General features: G+C 62.2%; 21 protein-coding genes. 17 read left to right on the top strand and 4 right to left on the bottom strand.

The window, feature by feature from the left end:
* Positions 1-62: 62 nt before the first annotated feature.
* From RQH14_RS04655 to RQH14_RS04625, 7 genes are all read left to right on the top strand, one after another.
* The gene (locus RQH14_RS04655; protein ID WP_311212172.1) at positions 63-1,733 is read left to right on the top strand and encodes an ABC transporter substrate-binding protein; all 1,671 of its coding nucleotides are present in this window, start codon (positions 63-65) and stop codon (positions 1,731-1,733) included.
* A gap of 124 nt (positions 1,734-1,857) precedes the next feature.
* Positions 1,858-2,835 (top strand): ABC transporter permease, encoded by a 978-nt coding sequence (locus tag RQH14_RS04650; protein WP_144650234.1) that lies wholly within the window; start codon positions 1,858-1,860, stop codon positions 2,833-2,835.
* A gap of 11 nt (positions 2,836-2,846) precedes the next feature.
* Entirely contained in the window at positions 2,847-3,782 is a 936-nt protein-coding gene (locus RQH14_RS04645) for an ABC transporter permease (RefSeq protein ID WP_311212171.1), read from the top strand.
* Entirely contained in the window at positions 3,779-4,741 is a 963-nt protein-coding gene (locus RQH14_RS04640) for an ABC transporter ATP-binding protein (protein ID WP_311212170.1), read from the top strand. Before RQH14_RS04645 ends, RQH14_RS04640 begins: the two co-directional genes overlap by 4 nt.
* Positions 4,738-5,832 (top strand): ABC transporter ATP-binding protein, encoded by a 1,095-nt coding sequence (locus tag RQH14_RS04635; protein WP_311212169.1) that lies wholly within the window; start codon positions 4,738-4,740, stop codon positions 5,830-5,832. The genes RQH14_RS04640 and RQH14_RS04635 overlap by 4 nt, the downstream gene beginning before the upstream one ends.
* Positions 5,829-7,379 carry a glycoside hydrolase family 32 protein gene (locus RQH14_RS04630; RefSeq protein ID WP_311212168.1) on the top strand — a complete coding sequence of 517 codons (1,551 nt, stop codon included), beginning with the start codon at positions 5,829-5,831 and terminating at the stop codon, positions 7,377-7,379. Before RQH14_RS04635 ends, RQH14_RS04630 begins: the two co-directional genes overlap by 4 nt.
* 164 nt (positions 7,380-7,543) lie before the next feature.
* A complete protein-coding gene (locus RQH14_RS04625) occupies positions 7,544-8,986 on the top strand; it encodes a glycoside hydrolase family 32 protein (RefSeq protein ID WP_311212358.1) in 1,443 nt (480 codons plus the stop codon).
* A gap of 166 nt (positions 8,987-9,152) precedes the next feature.
* Here RQH14_RS04625 and RQH14_RS04620 read toward each other — a convergent pair whose 3' ends face one another.
* Together RQH14_RS04620 and RQH14_RS04615 are read right to left on the bottom strand one after the other, a co-directional pair.
* Positions 9,153-10,601: an SLC13 family permease gene (locus RQH14_RS04620; RefSeq protein ID WP_311212167.1), complete on the bottom strand. Its 1,449-nt coding sequence runs from the start codon at positions 10,599-10,601 to the stop codon at positions 9,153-9,155.
* A gap of 12 nt (positions 10,602-10,613) precedes the next feature.
* Complete coding sequence (locus RQH14_RS04615) at positions 10,614-11,732, bottom strand: PrpF domain-containing protein (protein ID WP_311212166.1); 1,119 nt, start codon at positions 11,730-11,732, stop codon at positions 10,614-10,616.
* 228 nt (positions 11,733-11,960) lie between these two features.
* On the opposite strand from RQH14_RS04615, the gene RQH14_RS04610 reads away from it, so the two are divergent.
* Entirely contained in the window at positions 11,961-12,899 is a 939-nt protein-coding gene (locus tag RQH14_RS04610; RefSeq protein WP_311212165.1) for a LysR substrate-binding domain-containing protein, read from the top strand.
* Here the strand turns inward: RQH14_RS04610 and RQH14_RS04605 are convergent, their stop codons facing one another.
* Complete coding sequence (locus RQH14_RS04605; protein ID WP_311212164.1) at positions 12,900-13,679, bottom strand: type 1 glutamine amidotransferase domain-containing protein; 780 nt, start codon at positions 13,677-13,679, stop codon at positions 12,900-12,902. It abuts the gene before it with no gap.
* Between the two features lie 129 nt (positions 13,680-13,808).
* Between RQH14_RS04605 and RQH14_RS04600 the strand changes: the two genes are divergently transcribed.
* From RQH14_RS04600 to RQH14_RS04580, 5 genes are all read left to right on the top strand, one after another.
* On the top strand, positions 13,809-14,234 hold the full coding sequence (locus RQH14_RS04600) for a ChaB family protein (RefSeq protein ID WP_311212163.1): 426 nt from the start codon (positions 13,809-13,811) through the stop codon (positions 14,232-14,234).
* Between the two features lie 177 nt (positions 14,235-14,411).
* A complete protein-coding gene (locus RQH14_RS04595) occupies positions 14,412-15,962 on the top strand; it encodes an ABC transporter substrate-binding protein (RefSeq protein WP_311212162.1) in 1,551 nt (516 codons plus the stop codon).
* Positions 15,963-15,990: 28 nt separating this feature from the next.
* Complete coding sequence (locus tag RQH14_RS04590) at positions 15,991-16,932, top strand: ABC transporter permease (protein ID WP_311212161.1); 942 nt, start codon at positions 15,991-15,993, stop codon at positions 16,930-16,932.
* Positions 16,916-17,761, top strand: a complete 846-nt coding sequence (locus tag RQH14_RS04585; protein WP_311212160.1) for an ABC transporter permease — start codon at positions 16,916-16,918, stop codon at positions 17,759-17,761. The genes RQH14_RS04590 and RQH14_RS04585 overlap by 17 nt, the downstream gene beginning before the upstream one ends.
* Positions 17,754-19,334, top strand: a complete 1,581-nt coding sequence (locus tag RQH14_RS04580) for an ABC transporter ATP-binding protein (RefSeq protein WP_311212159.1) — start codon at positions 17,754-17,756, stop codon at positions 19,332-19,334. The genes RQH14_RS04585 and RQH14_RS04580 overlap by 8 nt, the downstream gene beginning before the upstream one ends.
* Positions 19,335-19,341: 7 nt before the next feature.
* Here RQH14_RS04580 and RQH14_RS04575 read toward each other — a convergent pair whose 3' ends face one another.
* Entirely contained in the window at positions 19,342-20,154 is an 813-nt protein-coding gene (locus tag RQH14_RS04575; protein ID WP_311212158.1) for a hydrolase, read from the bottom strand.
* Between the two features lie 213 nt (positions 20,155-20,367).
* On the opposite strand from RQH14_RS04575, the gene RQH14_RS04570 reads away from it, so the two are divergent.
* The 4 genes from RQH14_RS04570 (at position 20,368) to RQH14_RS04555 (ending at position 23,929) form a co-directional block, all read left to right on the top strand.
* Complete coding sequence (locus RQH14_RS04570; protein WP_311212157.1) at positions 20,368-21,834, top strand: APC family permease; 1,467 nt, start codon at positions 20,368-20,370, stop codon at positions 21,832-21,834.
* Positions 21,835-21,852: 18 nt separating this feature from the next.
* Positions 21,853-22,416, top strand: a complete 564-nt coding sequence (locus RQH14_RS04565; RefSeq protein WP_311212156.1) for a DinB family protein — start codon at positions 21,853-21,855, stop codon at positions 22,414-22,416.
* 105 nt (positions 22,417-22,521) lie between these two features.
* Entirely contained in the window at positions 22,522-22,728 is a 207-nt protein-coding gene (locus tag RQH14_RS04560; protein WP_311212155.1) for a DUF2945 domain-containing protein, read from the top strand.
* A gap of 4 nt (positions 22,729-22,732) precedes the next feature.
* Positions 22,733-23,929: an FAD/NAD(P)-binding oxidoreductase gene (locus RQH14_RS04555; RefSeq protein ID WP_311212154.1), complete on the top strand. Its 1,197-nt coding sequence runs from the start codon at positions 22,733-22,735 to the stop codon at positions 23,927-23,929.
* The last annotated feature ends 46 nt before the right edge of the window (positions 23,930-23,975 follow it).

The raw sequence follows: 23,975 nt of genomic DNA, 5'->3' as shown, positions 1-23,975 counted from the left end.
AGAGCAAACCCCTTACCCACCCCTTCACCTTGGACGATGAAGACAGGAAAGAGATAACCATCATGACACACCCCCGATTCAGGGCTGCCCGAATGACGGCAGCGAGCCTCGCAGTGGGCGCTATGCTGCTTACCGGCTGCACGGCCAACGTGGCCAAGACAGGCACTTCCGACGCCGGAGCGAACGCCAGCGCGTTCCTCACCATTCCGCGCGAGGACATGGGCACGTTCGTGCAGAACTTCAACCCGTTTGCACCCACGGTGAACCCCATGGTTCAGCAGTCCATTTACGAATCCCTCCTGATCTTCAACCCGGCCAAGGGAGATACTGTGCCGTGGCTCGCCACGGAGTGGAAGGCGGCCGAGGACGGCAAGTCAGTCACATTCACCCTCCGTGATGGTGTGAAATGGTCAGACGGGCAGCCCTTCGTGGCTGACGATGTTGCCTATACGTTCGAACTACAGAAGAAGATCAAGGGCGGCTTCGAGTACTTGGACAGCGTTACCGCCGAGGGCAACAAGGTCACCTTCAACTTCAACAAGCCGTGGTCGCCGGCCCTTTACGACGTCGGCCAGCTCACCATCCTGCCCAAGCACATCTGGTCTGCAGTGCCGGATCCGGAAAAGGACGCCAACGCCAAGCCCGTGGGCACCGGACCGTACACAGAGGTAGACAGTTTCCAGGCCCAGTCCTTTGTGCTGAAGAAGAACCCCAATTATTGGCAGCCGGAAAAGCAGAAGATTGCCGGCATCAAGTTGCTCGCCTTCGCAGGAAACGACGGCGCCAACCTCGCGGCAGCGAACGGCGACGTCGACTGGGCCCCCCAGTACATCCCGAACATCGAAAAGACCTTTGTCTCCAAAGACAAGGAACACCGTCAGTACTGGTTCCCGGCTACGGGTGCCATGATCAACTGGCAGCTCAACACCACTAAGGCGCCTTTCAACGACGTTGACGTCCGCAAAGCACTGAGTATGGCAGTGGACCGCGAGCAAGTCACCAAGATCGGCATGAGCGGTTACGCCAAGCCGGCCGACTGCACCGGACTGTCAGGCAACTACGAGACCTGGAAGAACACCCAGGTCAAGGACAACTGCACGTGGACCAACCACGATGTCCAGAAGGCCAACGAGCTGCTGGACAAGGCGGGCTACCCCAAGGGAGCCGATGGGAAGCGCACGCTGAAGGACGGCAAGCCTTTCGAATTCAAGATCTCCGTGGGCGCCAGTTCGTCCGACTGGCTGTCCGTGGCCAACGTCATCTCACAGAACCTGGCCGAGGTTGGAGTCACAACCAAGGTGGAGTCTCCTGATTGGGCCGCCGTGGTTGCCGGCTATGAAACCGGTGACTTCGACTCCGGCATTGTCTGGAGTGCCAACGACCCCAGCCCGTACAAGTACTTCAACACCTCCATGGGCACAGGCACTGTGAAGCCCGTTGGTACCAAGACGCTCGACAACTACCACCGGTTCGGCGACACCACGGCGGATGCCCTGCTGGCCGACTTTGCGGCGGAGGCTGACCAGTCCAAGCAGAAGGACATCGCCAACAAGCTGCAGGAAGAGTACAACGACGTCGCACCGCTGGTGCCGCTGTTCTCCGGCCCTGAATGGGGTGCCTTCAACGACACCCGCTTCACCGGCTGGCCCACCGAGGCCAACCCTTACGCCACACTCTCGGTCCGGTCGCCTACCACCGTGTTGGTTCTGACCACGCTGGAACCCCGCAAGTAACGATTCCTTCGCATGAGGCCCAGTCGGGCCTCACAGCGCACGCCCGGCGGAACGCCGGATCACCGGCCAACGCCGCCGGGCGTGCCTTCCCATACTTTCCGCACTTCCCGAATGGAGGGAAACCGTGCGCTTCATCCTGCGCCGCCTGGGTTTCTACCTGATCGCCTTCTGGGCGTCCATCACCCTGAATTTCCTGCTTCCGCGCTTCATGCCCGGGGACCCCGTCTCCCGCATGTTCGCCCGTTCCCAAGATCGAATGCAGCCGGAACAGATCGAGGCCCTGCGCAAGCTGCTGGGTGTTGACGACCGGCCCATCTGGGAGCAGTACATCGACTACATGCACAACATCTTCACCGGGCAGATGGGTGTTTCCATCTCCCGTTTCCCCACCCCGGTCACCGAGGTCATTTCGTCCCAAATCGGTTGGACACTCTTGCTGGGCGGTACTGCACTGGTCATTGCCGCCGTCGTGGGTAACCTGCTGGGCATCCTGGCCGCTTGGCGGCGCGGCGGCGCGATCGACTCCGCGCTTCCACCGGTGCTGGTGTTCATCGGTTCGTTCCCGTACTTCTGGCTTGCCATGGGCGCGCTCTACCTGTTTGGCGTGGTGTTGGGCTGGTTCCCGATCCGCCATGCGTTCACTGACGGTTTGGAGCCGGCGTTCACTTGGGAGTTTATTGGCGACGTCGGTGCGCACCTTGTGCTGCCGGCACTCACGATCGTGTTGGTTTCCATCGGCGGATGGATGCTTGGCATGCGGAACACCATGATTGCCACCAACTCCGAGGACTACATCACCATGGCCGAAGCCAAGGGACTCCGCCCGGGCCGCATCATGCTCCGCTATGCGGCACGCAACGCCATGCTCCCGTCGGTGACCAGCTTCGGCATGGGACTGGGATTCGTGGTGGGCGGTGCCTTGCTCACAGAGGTGGTGTTCGCCTACCCCGGCGTCGGCTACCAGCTCCTCAACGCTGTCCAAGGCCTCGACTATCCGCTCATGCAGGGCCTGTTCCTGACCATCACCGCCGCTGTTTTGCTTGCCAACTTCCTGGTGGACATCCTCTACGTCCGCCTCGACCCGCGCGTGCGCAGCAACTAGAGGGACTGATCATGACAACCGCACTTCTGAAGCAGCCAACTCCAACGCCGGTCCGCAAGCCGAACCGCAGCTTTGTCCACGGACTGCTCACCAACAAGAAAGCCCTGACGGGCATGGCCGTGATGATCGTCTTCATCGCCTTGGCCCTTCTGGCACCGATCCTGTTTCCTGGGGACCCGTCGCGGATCACGGCCATGGCTTCACTGGAACCATCGTCCGAGCACTGGCTGGGAACTACAGCCAAGGGACAGGACGTCCTCGCACTGACCGTCCATGGTTCCCGGAGCTCGCTGTTCGTGGGACTGACCGTGGGCTTGGCATCAACTTTCATCGGTATCCTGGTGGGCCTTGCCTCGGCGTACTTCGGCAAATTCATTGACGAAGCACTGTCCCTGGTCACCAACGTTTTCCTGCTCCTGCCCGGCCTGCCGCTGCTGGTCATCCTGGCCGCCTTCCTTCCGCCGGGACTGGGGACCGTGATCCTGGTACTCGTGGTGACCGGATGGGCCGGTTCCGCACGCGTACTGAGATCGCAGGCGTTGTCCATCCGCTCCAAGGATTTTGTGGCTGCGGCCGTGGTGTCAGGCGAAAGGGCCGGCCGGATCATGTTCCGTGAGATCCTGCCCAACATGGCCTCGATCGTCATGGGCACGCTGCTGGCTTGCGTCATCTACGGCATCGGCGCCCAAGCGGGCCTGGAGTTCCTTGGCCTGGGCGATGTCAGCACGGTCTCCTGGGGCAACAACCTCTTCTGGGCCGGCAACGAAGGCGCCCTGCTCACCGGAAGCTGGTGGGTCTTTGTCCCCTCAGGCGTGTGCATCGCGCTGGTGGCTTTCGCCCTTGCCCTCATCAACTACGCCGTGGACGAGGTCACCAATCCGCGGCTTCGGAAGATCAAAACGACTAAAACAGCACCCACGAACACCGAAAGAAGCGCCGCCAAATGACCATCTCCCAAGTTTCCTTCGGCTCCCACGAACCTGTCCTTGACGTCAAGGACCTCACCGTCAAGTACATCGGTGACACCCGCTCCACCACCGCCGTCGACCGCGTTTCCTTCAGCATCGGCACCGGTGAGGTATTCGGCCTCGCGGGGGAGTCCGGCTGCGGGAAGTCCACCATTGCCAACTCGATCATGAGGCTCCTGAAGGATCCTGCGAAGATCGCCGGCGGCAGCATTTCCTTTGGCGGCAAGGACGTCCTGGCCATGAGCCCGGAGGAGCTGCGGCGCTTCCGCTGGCAGGACGTGGCAATGGTCTTCCAATCAGCCATGAACTCGCTCAATCCGGTGCTGACCATCGGCGAACAGATTGTAGACATCTTCACCACCCACGCCGACTACTCCCGCAAGGAATCAATGCGGCGTGCCTGTGAACTATTGGAACTGGTGAGGATCGATCCCGCCCGGCTTAAGTCCTATCCGCACCAGCTCTCGGGTGGCATGCGACAACGTGCCGTTATTGCGATGGCTGTAGCGCTCAAACCGTCATTGCTGATTCTGGACGAGCCCACAACTGCACTGGATGTGGTGGTGCAGCAGGAGATCATGGCACAGATCAAGGAACTCCAGCGCGAGCTTGGCTTCTCCGTCCTGTTCATCACGCACGATATGTCCCTCATGGTGGAACTCTCGCACCGCATGGCCGTGATGTACGGAGGCCGGATTGTGGAAACCGCCAAAGCCCAGGACGTCTTCGCCAACCCCCGCCACCCGTACACCCAGGCGCTGATGGGCGCCTTCCCGCCGCTCACCGGTCCCCGCGTTCCGTTGACGGGATTGCCCGACGGAGTGAAGTTCCGCAACATCCCGGACCTCACCGAGGCTGCACACGGGCATTTTGTGGCACCGTTCGGCGCCGACGCCCCGGTGGTTGATTCAGCAAACCTGGAAGGAGCCGCACGATGAGCCATTCCCTGATGACCCCAGCCCCCGTGTCCACTACCGGCACCCCCGCGCTTGAGATTCGAGGCCTGGGAAAGACCTTCCCGATTGGCGGCTTGTTCTCCCGCGATTCTGTCCGCGCTTTGCATGGGATCGATCTGACCATTGGCAAGGGCGAAATCGTGGCCCTCGTGGGGGAGTCCGGTTCCGGCAAGAGCACCTTGGCCCGTTGTGTTGCCCGGCTCGAAAAGCCGGGCTCCGGGGAGATTCTCATTGACGGCGTCGATGTCCTGAAGCGGGATCGTTTCCAGGCGTCACGGGCGTTTCGGTCCCAGCTGCAGATGGTGTTCCAGGATCCTTTCGGCTCCTTGAACCCGGCCCATAGGATCGAGCATTTCCTGCGGCGCTCCCTGGCGATCCACGGCAAGAACGGTAGTTCCGAGGAGGAGACGCAGCGGCGGCTCGCAGAGCTGATGACCACGGTTGGCTTGGATGCCGACATGCTGAACTCGTATCCGCACGAGCTCTCCGGCGGTCAGCGCCAACGCGTTGCGATAGCCCGGGCCCTCGCCGTTGAACCGCAGGTCATCCTGGCCGACGAGCCTACCTCCATGCTGGACGTTTCCGTCCGGATCGGCGTGCTCAACCTCATGCGCAAACTCCGCGACGAGCAAGGCATCTCCATGCTCTACATCACCCACGATCTCGCGTCCGCCCGATACCTGGCGGACCGGACGGCGGTCATGTTCGCCGGTGAACTGGTGGAGGAAGGCGAGTCCCTGGATCTGCTGGCCAACCCCGCGCATCCTTACACGCAACTCCTGGTCTCCGCTGTCCCGGATCCCGCCCGGGCAGGCTCGTACGATCCCGTTCGCAGGGCCGAATTGCGGCAGGCCGTCATGGCCTCCACGCACTGCGCCTTCGACGGCGACCAGGACCAGGCCTGCTCGGCCGAAGAACCTGTCCGCCATCAGGTGGGGGACCCCGAAAACCGTCACTGGGTCCGCTGCCACCTGTACCGCCCCTGGGCTGCCGCCGGCGGCCATGCCCTGGCGAGTGAACCACTCCAACCCGGCCACCCGGCGTCGAACGCTCAAGAAGAGGCTTCCGCATGACTGAACTGACCCACCCGCTCGCTACCGTTCCGCAGGAGGAGTTGGTGGCCCGCGCCGAAGCCGATCCACTGAGGCCGCGCTTCCACTTTGTCTCACCGGCCGGTTGGCTCAATGACCCCAACGGTGTCAGTCACTGGGACGGCACCTACCACCTCTTCTACCAGTACAACCCTGAGGGCGCTTTCCATCACCGCATCCAGTGGGGTCACGCCACCAGCACCGACCTGGTCACCTGGGTTGACCAGCCTGTTGCTTTGGAACCGTCCGAGGGGCCGGACGCCGAGGGTTGTTGGTCCGGGGTGTTGGTGAACGACGGCGGGACGCCCACCTTGGTGTATTCGGGCCGTGCGGAGGGCAAGGAGCTCCCATGCGTCGCTGTGGGAACCCCGGACCTGCTGAGCTGGACCAAGGACCCCGGGAACCCGGTTATTGGTGCCCCGCCGGCCGGTGTTGACGTCACGGCCTACCGCGATCACTGCGTATGGCGCGAGGGCAACACATGGCGGCAGTTGGTGGGTTCAGGGATCCGGCACCTCGGCGGCACGGCGTTCCTCTATGAGTCTTCGGACCTACGGTCGTGGGACTACCTCGGACCACTCTTTATCGGGGATGCCTCACAGGGCGATCCTGCGGACACTGATTGGACCGGGACGATGTGGGAATGCGTAGACCTGTTCCGTGCGGGGCAGGGATCGTTGGGGTCTGCGCCCACGGACGGCTCGCCTGATGTGCTGGTCTTCTCAGCATGGGACGACGGCGTAACCCGCCACCCGCTGTATTGGACCGGCCGCTACGCCGGCGATACCTTCGAGCCGGATACGCTGCACCGGCTGGACTACGGAGGCCGCTTCTTCTACGCACCGCAATCGTTCCAGGACGAGTCAAACCGCCGTGTCATGTTCGGCTGGATGCAGGAAGGACGAAGCGATGCCGCCATGGTCGAAGCCGGCTGGTCGGGCGTCATGAGCCTGCCGCGCGTCACCACGTTGGCCAACGATGGAACGTTGGAATTCGCACCGGTTCCCGAAGTAGAGAAGCTGCGCAGAAGCCACGTCAGCGTCCCCGGCCAAGTGCTGGTGGGGGCGGGAACGTCCGTGGAGACCGGTGTGTCCGGCAACCAGCTGGACCTTGAGCTGGACGTGCAACTTGCTCCCGGTGCGGAGGTTCGGCTCGGAGTGCTGACGTCCCCGGACTGTGCCGAGGAGACGGTGATTGTGCTGAGCCGGGCCGCCGACGGATCCCGCACCGGCACCCTCCGCCTTGACCGCAGCCGTTCCAGCCTCGCCCCTGCCATTGATGGTGAAGACAAGTCCGGGCCTGTTCCCATGACGGACGGTCGGGTCCGCCTGCGCGTCCTGGTGGACAGGTCCGCCGTCGAAATTTTCGCCAATGGCAAGCCGCTCACGGCCCGTGTCTACCCGACCCTGGGCGGGGGGCGCGTGACGCTGGCGGCCACGGAAGGTTCGGCGCGGCTCCTCTCCTTCGATGCCTGGACCATGGCCGGGATCTTTGAAAGCCCCCGCAACCTCGTCCCGGAAGGACTGTGAAACCCATGGAACGATCACCATCGCTTTCCCGTCGTGCGCTGTTTACCGGAACCGGTGCAGTCGCCCTCGGTGGATCGATCGCGCTGTCTGGTGCCGCAGCGCAGGCCAGCCCCGTTGCGGCAGCCACGGCAGCGGGCGGCCCATCGTCGAAAGGAGCAACCCGGATGCGCCCGGTCTATCACTTCAGCGTGCCTGATAACTGGAAGAACGATCCCCAGCGCCCCATCTACCTCGACGGGGAGTACCACTACTACTACTTGTACAACGCCGACTACATCAAAGGGGGTGGTGGCACATCGTGGCGACGGGCCACCACCACTGATCACGTCGCGTTCCGGGACCGCGGGGTCGCGATACCGAAGTTCAGCAATTCCAACGGCGACTGTTGGTCCGGATGCATGGTGGTTGATGAGCGGAATACTGCGGGTTACGGGGCCGGCGCGGTGATAGCCCTTGTCACCCAGGCACCGGAAGGCCGGCAGGCACAGTACCTCTGGTACTCCACGGACAAGGGTCGCTCCTTCAAGCCAGGTGGCCAGGCGCCGGTGCTGCCCAACCCGGGGGTGCCCGATTTCCGTGATCCCAAGGTGATCTGGGACGAGGACCGCGGCCGGTGGTTCATGGCCAACGCGGAGGGGCAGAAGTTGGGCTTCTACACGTCACCGGACCTGCGCTCCTGGAAACGGGTTGGCGAGTTTCTTCGCAGCGACTTGGGGCTGCTGGAGTGCCCCGACCTCTTTAGGATGACCGCCGACGACGGCACCCGGCATTGGGTGTTGGGCACCAGCGCAAATGGCAAGGGCCGCGGACTGCCGGCAACGTATGCCTACTGGACAGGAGCTTTTGACGGCAGCTCCTTTACCCCGGACCGTCCCGAGCCTGAATGGCTCGATTATGGCTTCGATTTTTATGGCGCGGTCACCTACCCGCATCACGATGCGTCGGGTGCGGAGGACCCAACCCTCCGCCGGGCGATCGGGTGGGCAAATTTCTGGGATTACCCCCACAACACACCAACCCTGGCTACTGACGGTTACAACGGCGATGACATGATCGTCCGGGATGTCCGGCTCAGGCGTGGAAACGGGGCCTACTTTCTCGCTTCCGTACCCACGTCTGCGCTGGGGGACCACGTGAAGCGAACGCATCGCTTGGGTGATGTGCCGGTTGCGGGTACTCATGACCTGAAGATTCGCTCGAACGCCTACGACCTCACGTGCGAGCTGGTGTGGGATCCGGCTGCGCCGCCTGCCAATCTCGGGTTGGAGCTGTGCCGCGCACCCGGTGGTGGCAGGCACGTGGCAGCGGGTGTTTTCGTGGGTGGCCCGTTTGCCTACGTCAATCGCCGCCCCACGATCAACCCGACGGCAGGCGAAACCCAAACGCCGGTAGATCCTGCTACAGGCCGCCTCACGCTGCGGATCCTGGTGGATCGAACCAGTGTGGAAATGTTCGTTGGAGATGGGCGCGTGGTGCACTCGCACAGGGTATTCCCCCTTGAAGGCGACGACGGCATCCGCCTCTACGCCCATGAAGGAGCGGCTACGTTCCGGGGCTTGACCATACGGGAACTCAAGGGAATATCTTCTGAGGGCACTCAGCTCTGAGTGGAGTTATCTCACCAAAGGCAGGGCCACCTCACGGTGGCCCTGCCTTTGGCGCGTAAGGCGCCGGTCCCTGCGCCCGAGGTTCGGGCTTCCTGTTGCGATGGTGTGCAGGTACGGTTCCGTACGCGTGCCGAACCTGTTCTTCGGCGGCCGGTGGGTCAGGGACCTACATGATTCCGGTGGGGACCAGCAGCGCCCAGGCCAGTGCCGGTGCAACGAGGACGACTCCGCCGGCGTACATCATGAGTTGCTTGTAGACGCGCTGGCGATCGTCTTCGCGGGCGTTGGCGACAACCAGTGCGCCGTCAGTGGAGAATGGGGATACGTCGACCACGGTCGCGGCGATGGCCAGTGCGGCCACTGTGCCCGAGGCGCTCAGTGAACTGGTCGCCAGCAACGGTCCCGCCAGAGGGATGAATGCCGTGAGCAGGGCGGTGGAGGAGGCAAAGGCCGAGCCGACGCCGATGACGTAGCAAAGTACCAGTGCAATCAGAAGCGGCGCCCCGAGTGCCAGGGCCTGCTCGGCGAGTGTATCGATCACGCCGACGTGCTGCAGCAGGGATACGTAGGTGATCATGCCGGCAACCAGGAGCACGGTGGACCAGGAGACTCCGCCGATGAACGTCTGGTGTTCCTTGATGTTGACCAGTGCCAGGAGGAGTCCTGCGGAGAGTGCCACGAAGCCAATGGGCATGTGGAAGCCCAGGGCACAGACAAGCATTGCGACGATCAGTGCCAGCGTGAGGATCTGCTGGCCGTGTGGCCGGGCGGTCCGCGTGGTGTCCAGATCAGCGAGCTGGCCTGTGACGCCGTCGCGGATTTTACCCAGGAGGGCAAACAGCACCACTGTCAGGACTGACAGGATGAGGTTCAGCGCAAAACTGGCGGCGAAGAGTGAGCCCTGCGAAATGGGGAAGTCGTTCTTTACCGCGATGTCGTGCACAAGAACGCCTGCCACGGACAGCGGCGAGAATCCACCTGCATGGGCTCCATTGATGATGAAGGCGCCCATGAGGACAGGGTGGATGCGTGATTCATAGGCCAACCCGATGGCGGCAGGGGCCAGGAGGGCGACGGCGGCAGGGGAGAAGGTGCCAAGGGCTGTCAGCGATGCTGCCAGGAGAAAGAACACCCACGGGAGGAGCATGGTTTTGCCGCGAACCAGCCGAACACAGGTCTGGACGATGATGTCGATGGTCCCGTTCCGCTGGGCCATGCTGAAGAAGTACGTGACACCGATGATGGTGATGACGATGTTGGCGGGGAAGTCCGCCAGGATTTCCTTGTCCGTCATGCCCAGCATGAAGTAGCCGACGCCGAAGGATGCCACCAGTCCCATGACGCCTATGTTCAGCGGCCATTTGGTGGCGACGACGAACATCACCACGAGGATGACCAGCGGGATGATCTGAGTGGCACTCATGGTCGGCTCCGATTCCGGGGTGGCCGCCGGGTTGAAGATGGCGCCCCCGAACAGGATGGCAACCAGGCCCAAGATCACGGAAGCGGCAACCGTTACCAGCAGGATACGGCGGCGGCGGTTGGGACTGCCGGAATTCTGTTCCCGGGTTTGGCTCTCCGATTCGGGAGCTGGGTGGTAAGTGACTTTAGCCATGGTGGTGTCTCCTCATTGAGTGGCTGATGCTAGCGAGGCTTCGACGGCACTGCCGAGAGTCTCCGGGAGGTGGATGATGCTGGTGGCGATGGTGCGGGCAGTCCGGTCGACGCCCACCACGAGGGAACCGTCCCGGTGTTCGGTCCAGGTTTCGATCACACCGGCCGGCGTGCGGAGTTTCAGGGTGGGGCGGGAGATGATGCCGGTGATGTGGTTCAGCACTGTTCCCGTGGTGCGGGCGGCCAGTGTCAAAGCGATGCTTCCCGTGATGGCCAAGGCCGGATGCGGTTTCCCCATGGAGAGCATCATGACGTTGACGTCGCCTTCCGGGTCTGCCCCGGTGGGTGCGCCCACGATCGCAAGCTTGGGGACGGCCCGCGCTGCTTGCGAAGGACTGGGCGCCAATCCCATCCGGACGGCCGCCTGGCGGCGGATCACGTCCAAAGTATCCAGCTGCAGGTCCACGCCGGCGCCCCAGGTTTCATAGCGGGCCGTGTCCAGTCCCAAGTCTTCGGCGCGCAGCATGACCACTGGCGCTCCGGCGTCGACCATTGATACCGTCCACCGGGTGCCGCTTGCGACGATGATGTCCGTCGGCGCGCCGGTAGGAAGGAGCTTTCCGGTGGTCTTTCCCGCCGGATCACGGAAGCCCAGACCCACCCTGTACCCGGGAAAAACGACTCCGGGCATTTCTGCATCGGGAACGATCGGCAGGGCGCCGTCGGGGGTTGAGACCCGCTGGATGATGATCTGGCCCGTATTGGTGTTGCGGGTGACGACGCGGGTGGAATCGCCGCCGGGTGAAACCCAGCCTTTTTCAATGGCGTACAGGCCCACAACTGCGGAGCAATTCCCGCAGTTGCTGCCCCAGTCCACGGCTGCCTCTTCGATGCCTACCTGGGCGAAGGTGAATTCGACATCAACTTCATCGTCGTCAGGCCGGCTGAGGATCATCGCCTTGCTGGTGGTGGAGGTGGCCCCGCCAACTCCGTCGATCTGGCGGGAGTCCGGGCTTCCGAAGAGCCTGGGAAGCAGCTCGTTGACGTCGGTGCCGGCTCGTTCCAGATGAGCAGTTTCAAAGACCCAGCATTTGCTGGTGCCTCCGCGCATCCATTCCGCTTCTATCTTCATGGTGTTCCCTGCATCTCGTTGATGTTGTTCCTGTTACGAGAATGATCCGGATCACAAATGAAGACAATGTTGGATATATGATGGGGGTTGTAGTGATGCTTAAATCACTTGGGCAATAAGGCGCAGCGAGTGGATCATGATGTGTCGAACGCATGAACAGCAAGCTCCATGGCAACTTGATGACCCGTAAATACAGTGAATGAACCACTTGGACAGGAGCATGAACGCATGCTTAATGATGACGCCCCCGAGTTATTCGATATCCGGCGGCTCGCGCTGCTGGTGGAAGTGGTCGAGCAGGGTTCCATCACCGCCGCGGCCGACACCATGATGTACACGCCGTCGGCGGTTTCACAGCAGTTGCGCAAGCTCGAACAGGAAGTGGGCCAGCCGTTGCTCAACCGCCGTTCGCGCGGCGTAGTCCCCACTGAGGCAGGCCAGTTACTGGCAGGGCACGCTCGGAAGATCGTGGGTCAGATGCGGGCGGCCCGCGCCGACCTGGATCAGATCGCGGGCCTGCGGCGCGGTTCACTGACCGTTGGTACATTTCCCACGCTGGCGGGATCGTTTCTCCCGCTTGTCATCCGGGCTTTCAAAAAGCGTTACCCCGCCATTGGACTTTCTGTCCGCAGTGCCCGCTTCGAGGAGTTGGTCTCGGATCTTGAGTCCGGGGTGACGGGACTGTGCTTGCTCTGGGATTACCCTTGGAACCGCTTCAGTGATGAGTCCATCCGCATCACTGAGGTTTTCCAGGAGAGCACGGTGATTCTGGTGGCCAAGGGGCACCCCCTGGCTGATCGTGATGAAGTAAATATGAGTGAACTCCGGAAGGAGTCGTGGATTGTTCGCGCTGAAGCTCATCCGGTAGTGGAAGTGCTTCAGCGATCTGCCCACGATGCCGGTTTTGAGCCGAACATCGGGTTCCTGGCCAACGACTATCAGGAGGCGCAGGCCATGGTCAGCGTGGGCATGGGCGTGGCAATGGTGCCCAAGACGGCTGTTGCACTTCAGCATCCCGATGTCCGCGTCCTCAGCCTGGGCCCCGACGCCCCCTTGCGGCGGGTACTTCTGGCCCAGCGCCAAGACAAGGTCTACGCCCCCGCGGAAGTTGCGTTCCACTCCACGCTGGTGGAAATCGCCCGCGAACGGGGGCGCGACTACTTGTAATCAGTGGTCGGCGTCAGAATCCGCCTGTTTCCGGGCGCTCTTCTCCGCGTCCTTCTCTGCACGCACTGCTTCTGCTTCGTGTTGCTCTTCTGCCTTCTCCTGGTGGATGACTTCGGCAAAGAGTTTTTCCATTTCCTTGGCCACGCCAGCGGCCGAGGCGGGGTTCTGGCCGGTCACCAGGCGACCGTCCACCGCCACCTTTTCTTCGAAAACCCCTGCGGAGACGTGGCGGGCCCCCTGTTCCTCAAGCCGGTCCGCCAGGAAGAACGGGATGACCTTGTCTTTCCCTGCAGCCACTTCTTCGTCGTTGGTGAAGGCTGCTACGTCGCGGCCTTCAACCAGCCTGAACCCGTTGTCCAGCTCCACGTTCAACAGGCCGGCCGGCCCGTGGCAGACGGCACCCACCAGGCCGCCCGCGTTGTACACGCTGGCCACCAGGTTCTGCAGGCCTTCGCTGTCCGGGAAGTCCCACATCGTGCCGTGGCCACCCACGAGGTAGATGGCATCGTACTGGGCGGGATCTACGACGTCGACGCGGGCAGTGTTGTACAGCCCGGCGCGCGTTGTCTCGTCTTGGGTAAAGGCAACCTGGATGGGGTCGTCCGCGTCCACTTCATCGCGCGGAGGCTGGCCTCCTTTGATGGAAGCAAAATCGACGAAGTGGCCTGAGTCTTTGAAGACCTTCCAGGGATGTGCGGCCTCAGCTACGTTGTAGCCGGTCTTCTCTCCCGTGTCGCCGAGCTCGGAAACGCTGGTTAGTACCATGAGGATTTTCTTCATGAAGTGCTCCTTTCGTCCTGCTCCCACCCTACGCCCCCATCAATTCCGGCCCTTGAGTAGGCTGGATGAACATCAATCCGTCTGCTCTTGCAGGCTTAATGTGTTCCCTCGATCAGGAGTGTGAGTGCCATGCCCAAGACCGGCAAAAACGATCATGCCCGAAAAAGCGAGTTGCCTTCGACCCTTCAGCGCTCGGACCAGAAAGCCCAAGACACGTTTGCCAAGACCTACGACTCGGCGATGGATTCCTACGACGGCGATGAGAGCAGGGCCGCCCGCACGGCTTTCGCGTCGCTGAAGCACAGCTACGAGAAGGTGGGCGACCATTGGGAACCCAAGGAAGAACGTGGACCTTCGGATGACCATGCGGCGGAAGGGATCAGCTCGGATAAGCCCACTGCTGGCGGAGTGGACGCCAACGCTTCCAAGGAGCACCTCTACCGGCGGGCCCGCGAGCTGGACATCAAGGGTCGTTCAACCATGACAAAGGACGAGCTGGTCCAAGCCCTGCAGAAAGCCAATGACGCCGCAACCCGAAAAGCCCGGGAAAGCTGAACCCGAGGGCAGGATGCCGTGGCGAGGGGATTGTTGGGCTTACGGGTGATGTCAGGCACATTGTGACGCGTCTGCGAAGCGTCCTCTTTTTGGTGTGGCGCCGAGGTAAGGCTAACCTAAATAGTCTCCAGTTCCCCATGCCCTCCCGTTCCGGGCATACATCGCAGGCGGTTCCCTTTGCGCACACTCAGCCGTTCCTCAGCAGCCCTTGGGGTCGCTGCACTTCTTTCGCTGACCGGTTGTGGTCTTAGCGGTGGACAGACAGGCACCACCGAAAAGGTGGCCGATACCAACCAACGCATCGTCGTGGATAACTTCCGGGCCCCCGTGGCCAACTGGGCGCTTGAGTCCGACGCCGCGTACATCCTGTCGTTGTCCGGCTGCCTGGAAACCCTGACCAAGTACGATTCTGCCCAGGGCAAAGTGGTCCCGTTCCTGGCAACAGAATGGAAGCAGGTCTCACCGCTTGAATGGGACTTCACCATCCGTGACGGCGTGAAGTTCCAGGACGGTACCGATCTCACCGCAGAGACCGTCGCCGCTTCGCTGAACTCGGTCCTGAAGGCCAAGGTACCTGCAAGGGCTTTCAGCCCGAGCATTGTCAGCGCAGTTCAAGCGACGGACGCCAAGACCGTTCGCGTCACCACGCCGGTGGAGAACCCGCTGGTGCCGTTCCGCTTGGCGAGCGTCAACACGGGCATCCTCGCACCTGCCGCCTATGCCGGCGCCACGCTTGATCCGTTCGGTCACTGCACCGGCCCGTTCACACCTGTGTCGGAGAAGGCGAAGCAGTCCTTGACCTTGGACCGCAACGAGAATTATTGGGGCGGCAAGGTGCAGTTGGCTGGCGCCGAAGTCCGCTTCATTACCAACGGCGCTACCCGGGCCGCCCAAGTCCAAACCGGCGAGGCCGACATTTCCCTGTCCATTCCGGCCTCCGCACTGTCCACGCTTGAAAGTGCACCCGATGTTTCCGTCTTGAAGGCAGATTCGCCCCGCACGGCCACCTTGTACATGAACAACGGCCGGGCACCTTTCAACAACGTGGATTTCCGCAAGTCACTCCGCTCCGCTCTGGACCTTGAAGCCTTGGCGGCCAGCGTCTACGAAGGCGCGGCCTTGCCTGCCGCTGGCCCCTTCGCGCCTTCCGAACCATGGGCTTCCAGCGAAGCCAAGCCACCCAAGCAGAACCTGGACGAGGCGAAGAAGCTCTTGGCCGATGCCGGCTACACCGCAGACAAGCCGCTGGAGATCATCGCCATCGTGGAGCGGACGGAGTTCGCCGATGTAGCAACGGTGGTTCAGGACAACCTCAAGGACATCGGTGTTCCGGTGAGCATCCAAGCCAAGGAATACGCCTCGGCTGAACCGGACGTTCTGGCCGGCAACTATGACATGATCCTGAGCCAGCGCAACCGGCTGATCGACATTGCCGATCCCATTGGTTTCCTGACGGCCGATTACACCTGCAAGGGCACGTACAACCTGAGCCACTTCTGCAACGAACAGTACGACGCACTCATCACCGAAGCGGCCCGGACCTCCAACACCGAGGAACGCTACAAGCTGTATGCCAAAGCCGGACAACTCCTGAACGACCAAGCCGTGAACCTGTGGCTGGTTAATGAACAGGCCACTGACGCTGTCCGCAGCAACGTCCTGTCCTACGTCCAGGATCCGCTGTCCCGGTACGTCCTGACCGCGCAAACGGCCAAGGCCGGCTCCTAGCAACGGGCTGAGACAAACCGAAGCTCGTATGATCACGTTCCTTGCCAAGCGGACGGCGACCCTGGTGGTCGCCGTCCTGCTGTCGTCTTTCGCCGTCTTCCTGATTCCTTACGTGACCCCGGGCGATCCGGTCCGGAAAATCATCCGTTCCCGTGTGGCCGGGGACGTGGTGGACGAAGCCACCGTTCAGGCACTGGCGGAAAGCCTGGGGCTTAACGATCCGCTTCCCGTGCAATATCTGCGGTGGCTGGGTGACTTCTTCACGGGCGACATGGGGTTGTCGCACATCAGCCGTACACCCGTGATTGATCAGGTGTTGCCGGCCTTGGGGATCACCCTCAGCCTTGTGCTGGTGGCTTTGGGCACGGCCGTGGTGGTGTCCCTGCCCCTGGGGATTGCGGCGGCCCTGAAACAAGGCAGCAAAACCGACAAACTGATCACCACTGTCACGCAGTCCTTTATTGCCATGCCGGAATACTGGTTGGCACCACTGCTGGTCCTGGTCTTTGCCCTCAAGCTCACCTGGCTGCCCTCAGCGGGGTGGAACACGGCGTCGTCCATTGTCCTGCCGGCCGCCACGCTGTCCCTTCGGCCCATCAGTTTCTTCACCTCAGCGGTCCGCTCAGGCATGATCGACGCCCTTGAGGCCGAGCACATTCCCGCTGCCCGGGCCCGGGGCCTTAGCCACGTGCAGACCGTCCTGCGGCACGTGGTTCCCAACGGCCTGGTTCCGTTGTCCACTTTGTTCGCGGTGTGGTTCGCGGGACTTCTGGGAGGTTCGGTCATTGTGGAGGTCATCTTCGCGATCCCCGGCATGGGACGCCTCCTCTACGACGCCGTGGTCAACAGTGACATCCCCTTGGCACAGGGCGGCGTGGTGGTTGTGGTGGCTTTGGCCGTCGCCATCACCACTCTCGCGGACTTCCTGCACCGGATTCTGAGCCCAAAGGTGAGTGGCGCCCTTGCGTAAGCGGTCAGTGTTCGACGGCGCCGCCGTCGTTATTCTCCTCCTGATAGTCGCCGCCGTGGCGGCTGCGCCGTGGCTGGCACCTTTTCCGCCGGACGATCAGAATCTTGCTGCGCGGCTTGCGCCACCCAGTGCCACACACTGGTTGGGGACGGACCACCTTGGGCGGGATACGCTCAGCCGCTTGCTCGACGGCGGTCGGTTCTCCTTGGTGGTGGCGGCACTGGCCACGGTCCTGACCGGAATCATTGGTCTGGTGGTCGGTGTGCTCAGCGCGCGGCGGAAGGGCTGGGTAGACGAACTGTTCACCCGCACCAATGATGTCTTGTTGGCGCTGCCGGAGATGGTGGTGGCGTTGTTCATCGTCGCTGCCATGGGCACAGGCTTTACCTCGCTCCTGGTCGCGTTGACCGTGACAGGGTGGACGCCGTTTGCCCGCCTGGCGCGGACGTTGGCCTATGACGTCTCTGCACGCGGCTTTGTCGAAGCAGCGCGCGTGGTGGGCTGTTCGCCGTCGTTCATTGTATTCCGGCACATCATCCCGCACCTCGCAGCCCCGATGCTGGGGCAGGCGACGCTGCGTTTCGGGCAGCTCCTGATCAGCGTGGGAGCCCTGTCCTACCTCGGGCTGGGCGTTCAACCGCCACAATCGGACTGGGGTTCCATGGTGGCAGCGGCCCAGCCGTACGCGGAGCGGGCACCGTGGGGGATCATTGCGCCGGGACTCACCATCTTCCTGGTTGCCCTGTGTGTGACGCTGATCGGTCAGCGGACGTCACGGCGGGCAGCCGACCCGGTGGATGTCCTGGTGGTGGAGGGCCGGCATGCCTGAACTGGTTATCGAGGACCTGACGGTGCTGGGCGCCGACGCCGGGCGCCCCATTCTTTCCGGCGTGAGCCTTGCGGTGCATCCCGGCGAATTTGTAGCCCTCGTGGGAGGTTCGGGGTCGGGCAAAACCATGACGGCCCGGTCCGTCCTGCAGTTGCTGCCGCAACAATTGCGCATTGTTTCCGGGTCCATCCATGTGGGTTCCGTCGACGTGACCCGTGCCCCTGAAGTTGAGCTGAACCGCATCCGGGGTGGCCGGCTGGGGATGCTGTTCCAACAGCCCAAGAAGATGTTCAACCCCAACAAGACCATCCGCGCCCACCTTGGGGAACCCCTCCGACTCCATTCAAACCTGCGCGGCAGAGCTGCGGATGCGAAGGTGCTGGAACTGTTGGATGAAGTGGGGTTCGAGGATCCGCAATGGGGCGCCAGGGCCTACCCGCATCAACTTTCCGGTGGCATGGCCCAGCGTGCCATGACGGCCATGGCCTTGGCGGGCCAGCCTGAGATCCTGCTGGCTGACGAACCGACGTCCGCTTTGGACAAGGTCCTGGAACGCCAGATCCTGCAGTTGCTGGACCGCGAACGGATCCAGCGTGGTCTGGGGATTCTCTACATCACGCATAACCTTGCCTCCGTTGCTGCCTTCGCAGACCGTGTCCTGGTGATGGATGCAGGAAAGATCGTGGAATCGGGCACCGCCGAAGAAGTGTTGGGAAGTCCCAAGGTTCCCTACACGCAAAGGCTCCTGGAAGCCTCAAACCTCCTGCCATCAGGGACTGTGAAGCAGCTGCAGCCAGAGCGGAGTGTCATTACCCTGGACGGCGTGGTGAAGAATTTCGGACGTAGCCGTCGAGGCAGCAGTCCAGCACTGGACGCTGTTTCCCTTGAGCTGAAAAAGGGCGAGATCCTGGGGGTGCTCGGCCAGTCAGGATCCGGGAAAAGCACCCTCGCCCGGGCCATCGTTGGTCTCGACGGAATCAGCGGCGGCAGCATCACCCGGGCTCTGTCAGCAGACCGTCGTGCCGATCCGACTGCCGTCCAACTGGTGTTCCAGGAACCACATGACGCCTTCGACCCCCGCATGACGCTCCGCTCCAGCTTGGAAGCACCCTTGCCACGGCGGCTCCCATCGAACGAGAAGACCCGGCGTCTGAACGATGCCATGACAGAGGTGGAACTGGAACCCGCGCTGCTGGACAGGCGCCCTGGCCAGTGTTCCGGCGGCCAGCTGCAGCGGGTCACCATCGCCAGGGCGCTCCTGATGGAGCCGGAAGTGCTCATTTGCGATGAAGCAACGTCCGCCTTGGACGCGCTGACGCAGCGGACAATTCTTGACCTGTTGCAACGCCTGCACCGCGAGCGGGGACTGTCACTGATGATGATCACCCACGACATGGACGTGGTGCGGCACATGTGCCACCGTGTAGCTGTCCTCTACCAAGGGCGTTTGGTGGAGCTCACCGACACCGACAAGTTCTTCGCTCACCCACAGCACCAGCACAGCAAAGACTTGGTCTCGGCTGCGATTCCGTGCAGGGGACTGCACCTGAAAAAGATGAGGACTGCCCCCTAGCGCCGATTCATGTCAGGTGGTCGAAGTCTCCCCGCACCCAGGCAGCATGCCGTTGAGCGGAATCGCGCAAAACAGCTTTGGCTCCGGACGCTATGACGTTGTTGAAATTCCCGTAGATGCGATCGAACGCAAGGGTGTCCAGCTGCGTGGCGATCCGCAACACCACTGCCCCGGACAGCGGCAGGCGATTCGGGTAGCTTCGCATAAAAGAGATGGAGCGACGATCCGGATTGGGAAATACGCTGTCACCGGTCAGCAGAACTCCCGCACCGGCTGCTCCTGCCGCCCAGTGCGCCACGGCGCTGCCGGGGAAGTGTCCGCCGGTTTGGTGCAGGGTCAGCCCGGCACCGATCGACGTGCTGCCAGACCAGTAGGCAATGTTTGGATCATCGCGCCCCAGCCATTGGCGGTCCGCTTCAGCCACCCATACCGGTGCCCCGCCCAGCCGCCGCGACCATTCGACCTGCACGCCGAACATGTGGGGATGGCTGGCGGCGATCGCCAGGACAGGTCCGTGCTCCAGCACCGCGTTCACAGCACCGTCGTCGATGTAGCCCACCGGATCCCACAGCAACGAGCCCTGGGACGTCACCACCAGCTGGGCCGTCTGACCGATTCCGACCTTCGGGTCAGTGCTGATGCCGACAAGACCTGGCTCGTTTTCTGAGAACGATAGCCGCTGGCCGGCTGTCCCGAGCTGGTCAAGACTGACCCACTGCTGCCCTTCCTCAGGCACGTACTGCCGTTCGTCGGCGCAGATGGGGCAAACCCCGGGAACGGGTTCGTCACGTTCCACCGCACAGGCACCGCAAATCAGCATGGATGGTCCTTTCGGAACTGTCAGTATCCTACGGCTCCCGGCCCTCCGTCCGCCGCAGGCTGGTCGGCCCAGAATATTGCAAGCGTGCGGCGGTCCGGAAGGGCAGGTTTTCGGGTCCGACAGTGTTGCCAAAGTCAGCGGACAGGCTCACAGTGGGATACGTCAGGTCACGAACACGATCAGGGAACCGTGTATCCGCCGTGGAGGTCAACCATGAGCACCACATCCGATGACGTCTACCAAGCTTCACCCCCGGACGAAGAACCACAGCTCAAGCGGGTTCTGGGACCCAAACTCCTGCTCCTCTTCATCGTGGGCGACATTCTCGGAGCCGGCGTGTACGCGGTCACGGGTACGATGGCAGGGACTGTGGGCGGCATTGTTTGGCTGCCGTTCCTTCTGGCCTTCGTCGTGGCGACGCTGACGGCTTTTTCCTACTTGGAACTGGTAACTCAATACCCTCAGGCAGCCGGTGCGGCCCTGTATACGCACAAGGCCTTCGGGATCCACTTTGTCACCTTCCTTGTGGCGTTCGCCGTCGTTTGCTCCGGCATCACCAGCGCCTCAACATCGGCAAATGTCCTCGCCCAGAACCTGTTCGGGGGTCTGGAGGTCAACGGATGGATGGGCGCGCCGGACAAAGGCATGATCACGCTGGTCGCCATGGTTTTCATGCTGTTGCTGGCAGTGATTAACCTGCGTGGGGTTGGCGAGAGCGTGAAGTTCAATGTGGTGCTGACCTCGGTTGAGGTACTCGCACTGTGCATTGTGATCGGCGTCGGGTTCTTCGTGATGGCGCAGGGAACAGGCAACATTCAAGAAATTACGGTGTTCACCGACTACCAGGACAAGGGGTTGTTCCTGGCTGTAACGGCCGCCACGTCCATTGCCTTCTTTGCCATGGTTGGATTCGAGGACTCGGTGAACATGGTGGAGGAGACCAAGAACCCGGAGCGCATCTTTCCCCGAACCATGTTGACGGGCCTCGGCATCGCAGTGTTGCTCTACATGCTGGTTGCGGTGTCTGTTGTCAGTGTGTTGTCGCCTGCCGAGTTGGGTGAGATCAGGGAATCCGAAGGGGCGGCACTCCTCGAGGTCGTCCACAAAGGGTCCCCGGATTTCCCGATCGATAAGATCTTTCCGTTCCTGGCAGTCTTCGCGGTGGCCAACACTGCCTTGATCAACATGCTGATGGCAAGCCGGCTGATCTATGGGATGGCCCGCCAGCATGTCCTTCCCCGTGGCTTGGGCAAGGTGTTGCCCGGGCGCCGTACACCGTGGGCCGGCATCACTTTCTCCACCGTGCTCGCCTTGGGACTGATTTGGTACGTCAGCATCGATCCGGACAGCAACATCGTGGCCAACCTTTCGGGGACAACTGCTTTTCTGCTGTTGTGCGTCTTCACCGTGGTCAATGTGGCGTGCGTTGTGCTCCGCCGCAAGAGGGACCCTGATCGCAAGGTGTTTTTCACCTCGCCCGGTCAGTTGCCATGGGTGGCCGCCATCCTCTGCGCCTTCCTCGCTGGTCCTTGGGTGGGCAGGAACCCCATCCAGTACCAGGTAGCCGGCGGGCTTATGGCCATTGGCGTGGTGCTCTGGTTCATCACGTGGCTTATCACCAGAAAGTCTTCTGCTTCAGCAGGGTCACGCGACCGGGAGCAGGGAACTCCTTCCGGCTGAAGAACAAGGAGAGTCGCCGTGAACGATCAAGTACGCACTACCGAACCGGTCAACGCCGAGCCTCCGCTGGACGGCGATGAAGCCGCCACCCTGCTTGGCTTCCTTGAGCGGCAGAGGACTACGTTCGCATGGAAGACAGGGGGACTCGACCGGGAAAGCCTGCGGGCCCGGCATGCTCCGTCATCGTTAACCTTGGGCGGGTTGCTCAAGCACCTGGCCCGCTTCGAGGACGATATGTCCACCGAGTGGCTTCATGGCCGCAGGCAACTTCCCCCGTGGAACTCCGTGGATTGGGACGCTGACCCCGACTGGGACTGGAACTCCGCCGCCGGCGACTCTCCCGACGAACTGTATGAAAGGTGGCGTGAAGCTGTTGCACGTTCCCGGGTCCTTTTCGAGGCAGCCATGGCAGAAGGCGGCCCGTCCCGGCAAGGCACTGTCGCATCCCGTCCGGATATTGAGTTGCCCAGCCTGCGCTATATCCTCTTGAACATGATTGAGGAGTACGCGCGCCACAATGGCCATGCAGACCTTATCCGCGAATCCGTGGACGGTCTCGTGGGGCAAGACCCGCCGGGCTAAGACCGGGCCAGCGACGTCCGCAGGAGGGTTCCGCGAAAAAGATCATCATGCTTACTATTGTGGAGCGCTTGAAGTCAGAGCTGAACACCACACATTGGAGCGGACATGGCACTGAGCAAGGGAACGCGCGTGGAGTGGAATACCTCCCAAGGCAAGACGCACGGAAAGATTGTGGAGAAGAAAACCAGTGACTTCGTTCTGGACGGCAACACCCACCGAGCCACTGAAGACGAGCCGCAGTACGTGGTGGAATCAGGCAAAACCGGCGCACGGGCGGCGCACAAAGGCTCCGCGTTGACCGAAAAGAACTAGCGATATGTCCCATCAGCACGATGTAGTCATCATTGGCGGGGGCAATGCGGGAGTCTCGCTCGCGGCCCGGCTGACCAGATACGGGGTCAGGAATATTGGCCTCATTGAACCCAAAGACCATCACCTTTACCAGCCGCTGTTCTCCCACATCGCCGGCGGCAGGGCTGCGGTCAAGGAAGCCACCCGCAGCCAGGCATCCGTGATACCCAAGGGAGTTGCCTGGATCAAAGACCATGCCGTGGATGTGGACACCGCGGCCAACACGGTGGTGCTGGCCTCAGGCGGCGCCGTGGGCTACCAACATCTGGTGGTGTGTCCCGGGCTCCAGTACCGATGGGATTCAGTGCCGGGGTTGGCCGAGGCTGTCCATTCCCCGTACGGCGCGTCCCACTACGAATTCGAGCTCGCACCCAAGGTCTGGTCACTCCTGAGCAGCGTCCGGTCCGGCACAGTAATTTTCACCATGCCCTCCGGACCCATTAAGTGTGGGGGCGCCAGCCAGAAGCCCATGTACCTGGCGTGTGACTACTGGCGGGAACAAGGTGTCCTGGACAATATCAGAGTGGTGATGGTGCAGCCCTATCCCACCGTTTTTGGCATCCTCGAGGTGGACAGGGAGCTTGAGCGGAAAATCGCTGAATACGGCATTGAGCTCCGGACCAACAGCGAATTGGTGGCCGTGGACGCAGCCAGCAGGCAAGCGACCATCCGCAACAATGCCACCAACACAACTGAGGAGCTGCGGTACGACGTCCTGAACGCCGTCCCGCCCCAGTCTGCGCCGGAGTGGCTCAAAGCTACGGATCTTCCGGCCCCTGGCCTGCAGGACGGATTCGTCCAAGTGGACACCGAAACGTTGCGCCACGTCCGCCACTCCAACGTATGGTCCCTGGGCGACGCTGCAGCCACCACCAACTCCAAGTCCGGCGGTGCGTTGCGCAAGCAGACCAAGGTGCTGGCGAAGAACCTCGTGGCGGCCCGCCAGGGAAAACCACCGACGATGAAGTACGACGGCTACTCCGTATGCCCCTTCACCGTTTCGCGGACCACGGTGGTCTTCGCTGAATTCGATGACCACTACCGCCCCATGCCTACCATCCCTAAAGTGCCCACGTGGAAGGAAAGCCGGTTGTCGTGGTGGGTGGACCGCATCATGTTTCCCCAGGTCTACTGGCACATGATCCTCAAGGGCAGGGCCTAAGGGCGAGTCCATTCCCACCACGTCAGCCACGCAGCTGCGGGTTCCC

The organism is Arthrobacter sp. WCS2018Hpa-7, assembly GCF_031843805.1.
In the GTDB taxonomy this organism is placed as follows: Bacteria; Actinomycetota; Actinomycetes; order Actinomycetales; family Micrococcaceae; genus Arthrobacter.
Note: the sequence above shows the minus strand (reverse complement) of the source record. Positions and strands in the feature narration are given on the sequence as shown.

What these genes read in the sequence shown, in the direction of transcription:
- RQH14_RS04570 (WP_311212157.1), top strand. Translation starts at nt 20,368, where the DNA reads ATGAGCACCACATCCGATGACGTCTACCAAGCTTCACCCCCGGACGAA.
- RQH14_RS04605 (WP_311212164.1), bottom strand. Translation starts at nt 13,679, where the DNA reads ATGAAGAAAATCCTCATGGTACTAACCAGCGTTTCCGAGCTCGGCGAC.
- RQH14_RS04640 (WP_311212170.1), top strand. Translation starts at nt 3,779, where the DNA reads ATGACCATCTCCCAAGTTTCCTTCGGCTCCCACGAACCTGTCCTTGAC.
- RQH14_RS04555 (WP_311212154.1), top strand. Translation starts at nt 22,733, where the DNA reads ATGTCCCATCAGCACGATGTAGTCATCATTGGCGGGGGCAATGCGGGA.
- RQH14_RS04560 (WP_311212155.1), top strand. Translation starts at nt 22,522, where the DNA reads ATGGCACTGAGCAAGGGAACGCGCGTGGAGTGGAATACCTCCCAAGGC.
- RQH14_RS04615 (WP_311212166.1), bottom strand. Translation starts at nt 11,732, where the DNA reads ATGAAGATAGAAGCGGAATGGATGCGCGGAGGCACCAGCAAATGCTGG.
- RQH14_RS04620 (WP_311212167.1), bottom strand. Translation starts at nt 10,601, where the DNA reads ATGGCTAAAGTCACTTACCACCCAGCTCCCGAATCGGAGAGCCAAACC.
- RQH14_RS04575 (WP_311212158.1), bottom strand. Translation starts at nt 20,154, where the DNA reads ATGCTGATTTGCGGTGCCTGTGCGGTGGAACGTGACGAACCCGTTCCC.
- RQH14_RS04635 (WP_311212169.1), top strand. Translation starts at nt 4,738, where the DNA reads ATGAGCCATTCCCTGATGACCCCAGCCCCCGTGTCCACTACCGGCACC.
- RQH14_RS04645 (WP_311212171.1), top strand. Translation starts at nt 2,847, where the DNA reads ATGACAACCGCACTTCTGAAGCAGCCAACTCCAACGCCGGTCCGCAAG.
- RQH14_RS04655 (WP_311212172.1), top strand. Translation starts at nt 63, where the DNA reads ATGACACACCCCCGATTCAGGGCTGCCCGAATGACGGCAGCGAGCCTC.
- RQH14_RS04625 (WP_311212358.1), top strand. Translation starts at nt 7,544, where the DNA reads ATGCGCCCGGTCTATCACTTCAGCGTGCCTGATAACTGGAAGAACGAT.
- RQH14_RS04590 (WP_311212161.1), top strand. Translation starts at nt 15,991, where the DNA reads ATGATCACGTTCCTTGCCAAGCGGACGGCGACCCTGGTGGTCGCCGTC.
- RQH14_RS04600 (WP_311212163.1), top strand. Translation starts at nt 13,809, where the DNA reads ATGCCCAAGACCGGCAAAAACGATCATGCCCGAAAAAGCGAGTTGCCT.
- RQH14_RS04610 (WP_311212165.1), top strand. Translation starts at nt 11,961, where the DNA reads ATGCTTAATGATGACGCCCCCGAGTTATTCGATATCCGGCGGCTCGCG.
- RQH14_RS04580 (WP_311212159.1), top strand. Translation starts at nt 17,754, where the DNA reads ATGCCTGAACTGGTTATCGAGGACCTGACGGTGCTGGGCGCCGACGCC.
- RQH14_RS04630 (WP_311212168.1), top strand. Translation starts at nt 5,829, where the DNA reads ATGACTGAACTGACCCACCCGCTCGCTACCGTTCCGCAGGAGGAGTTG.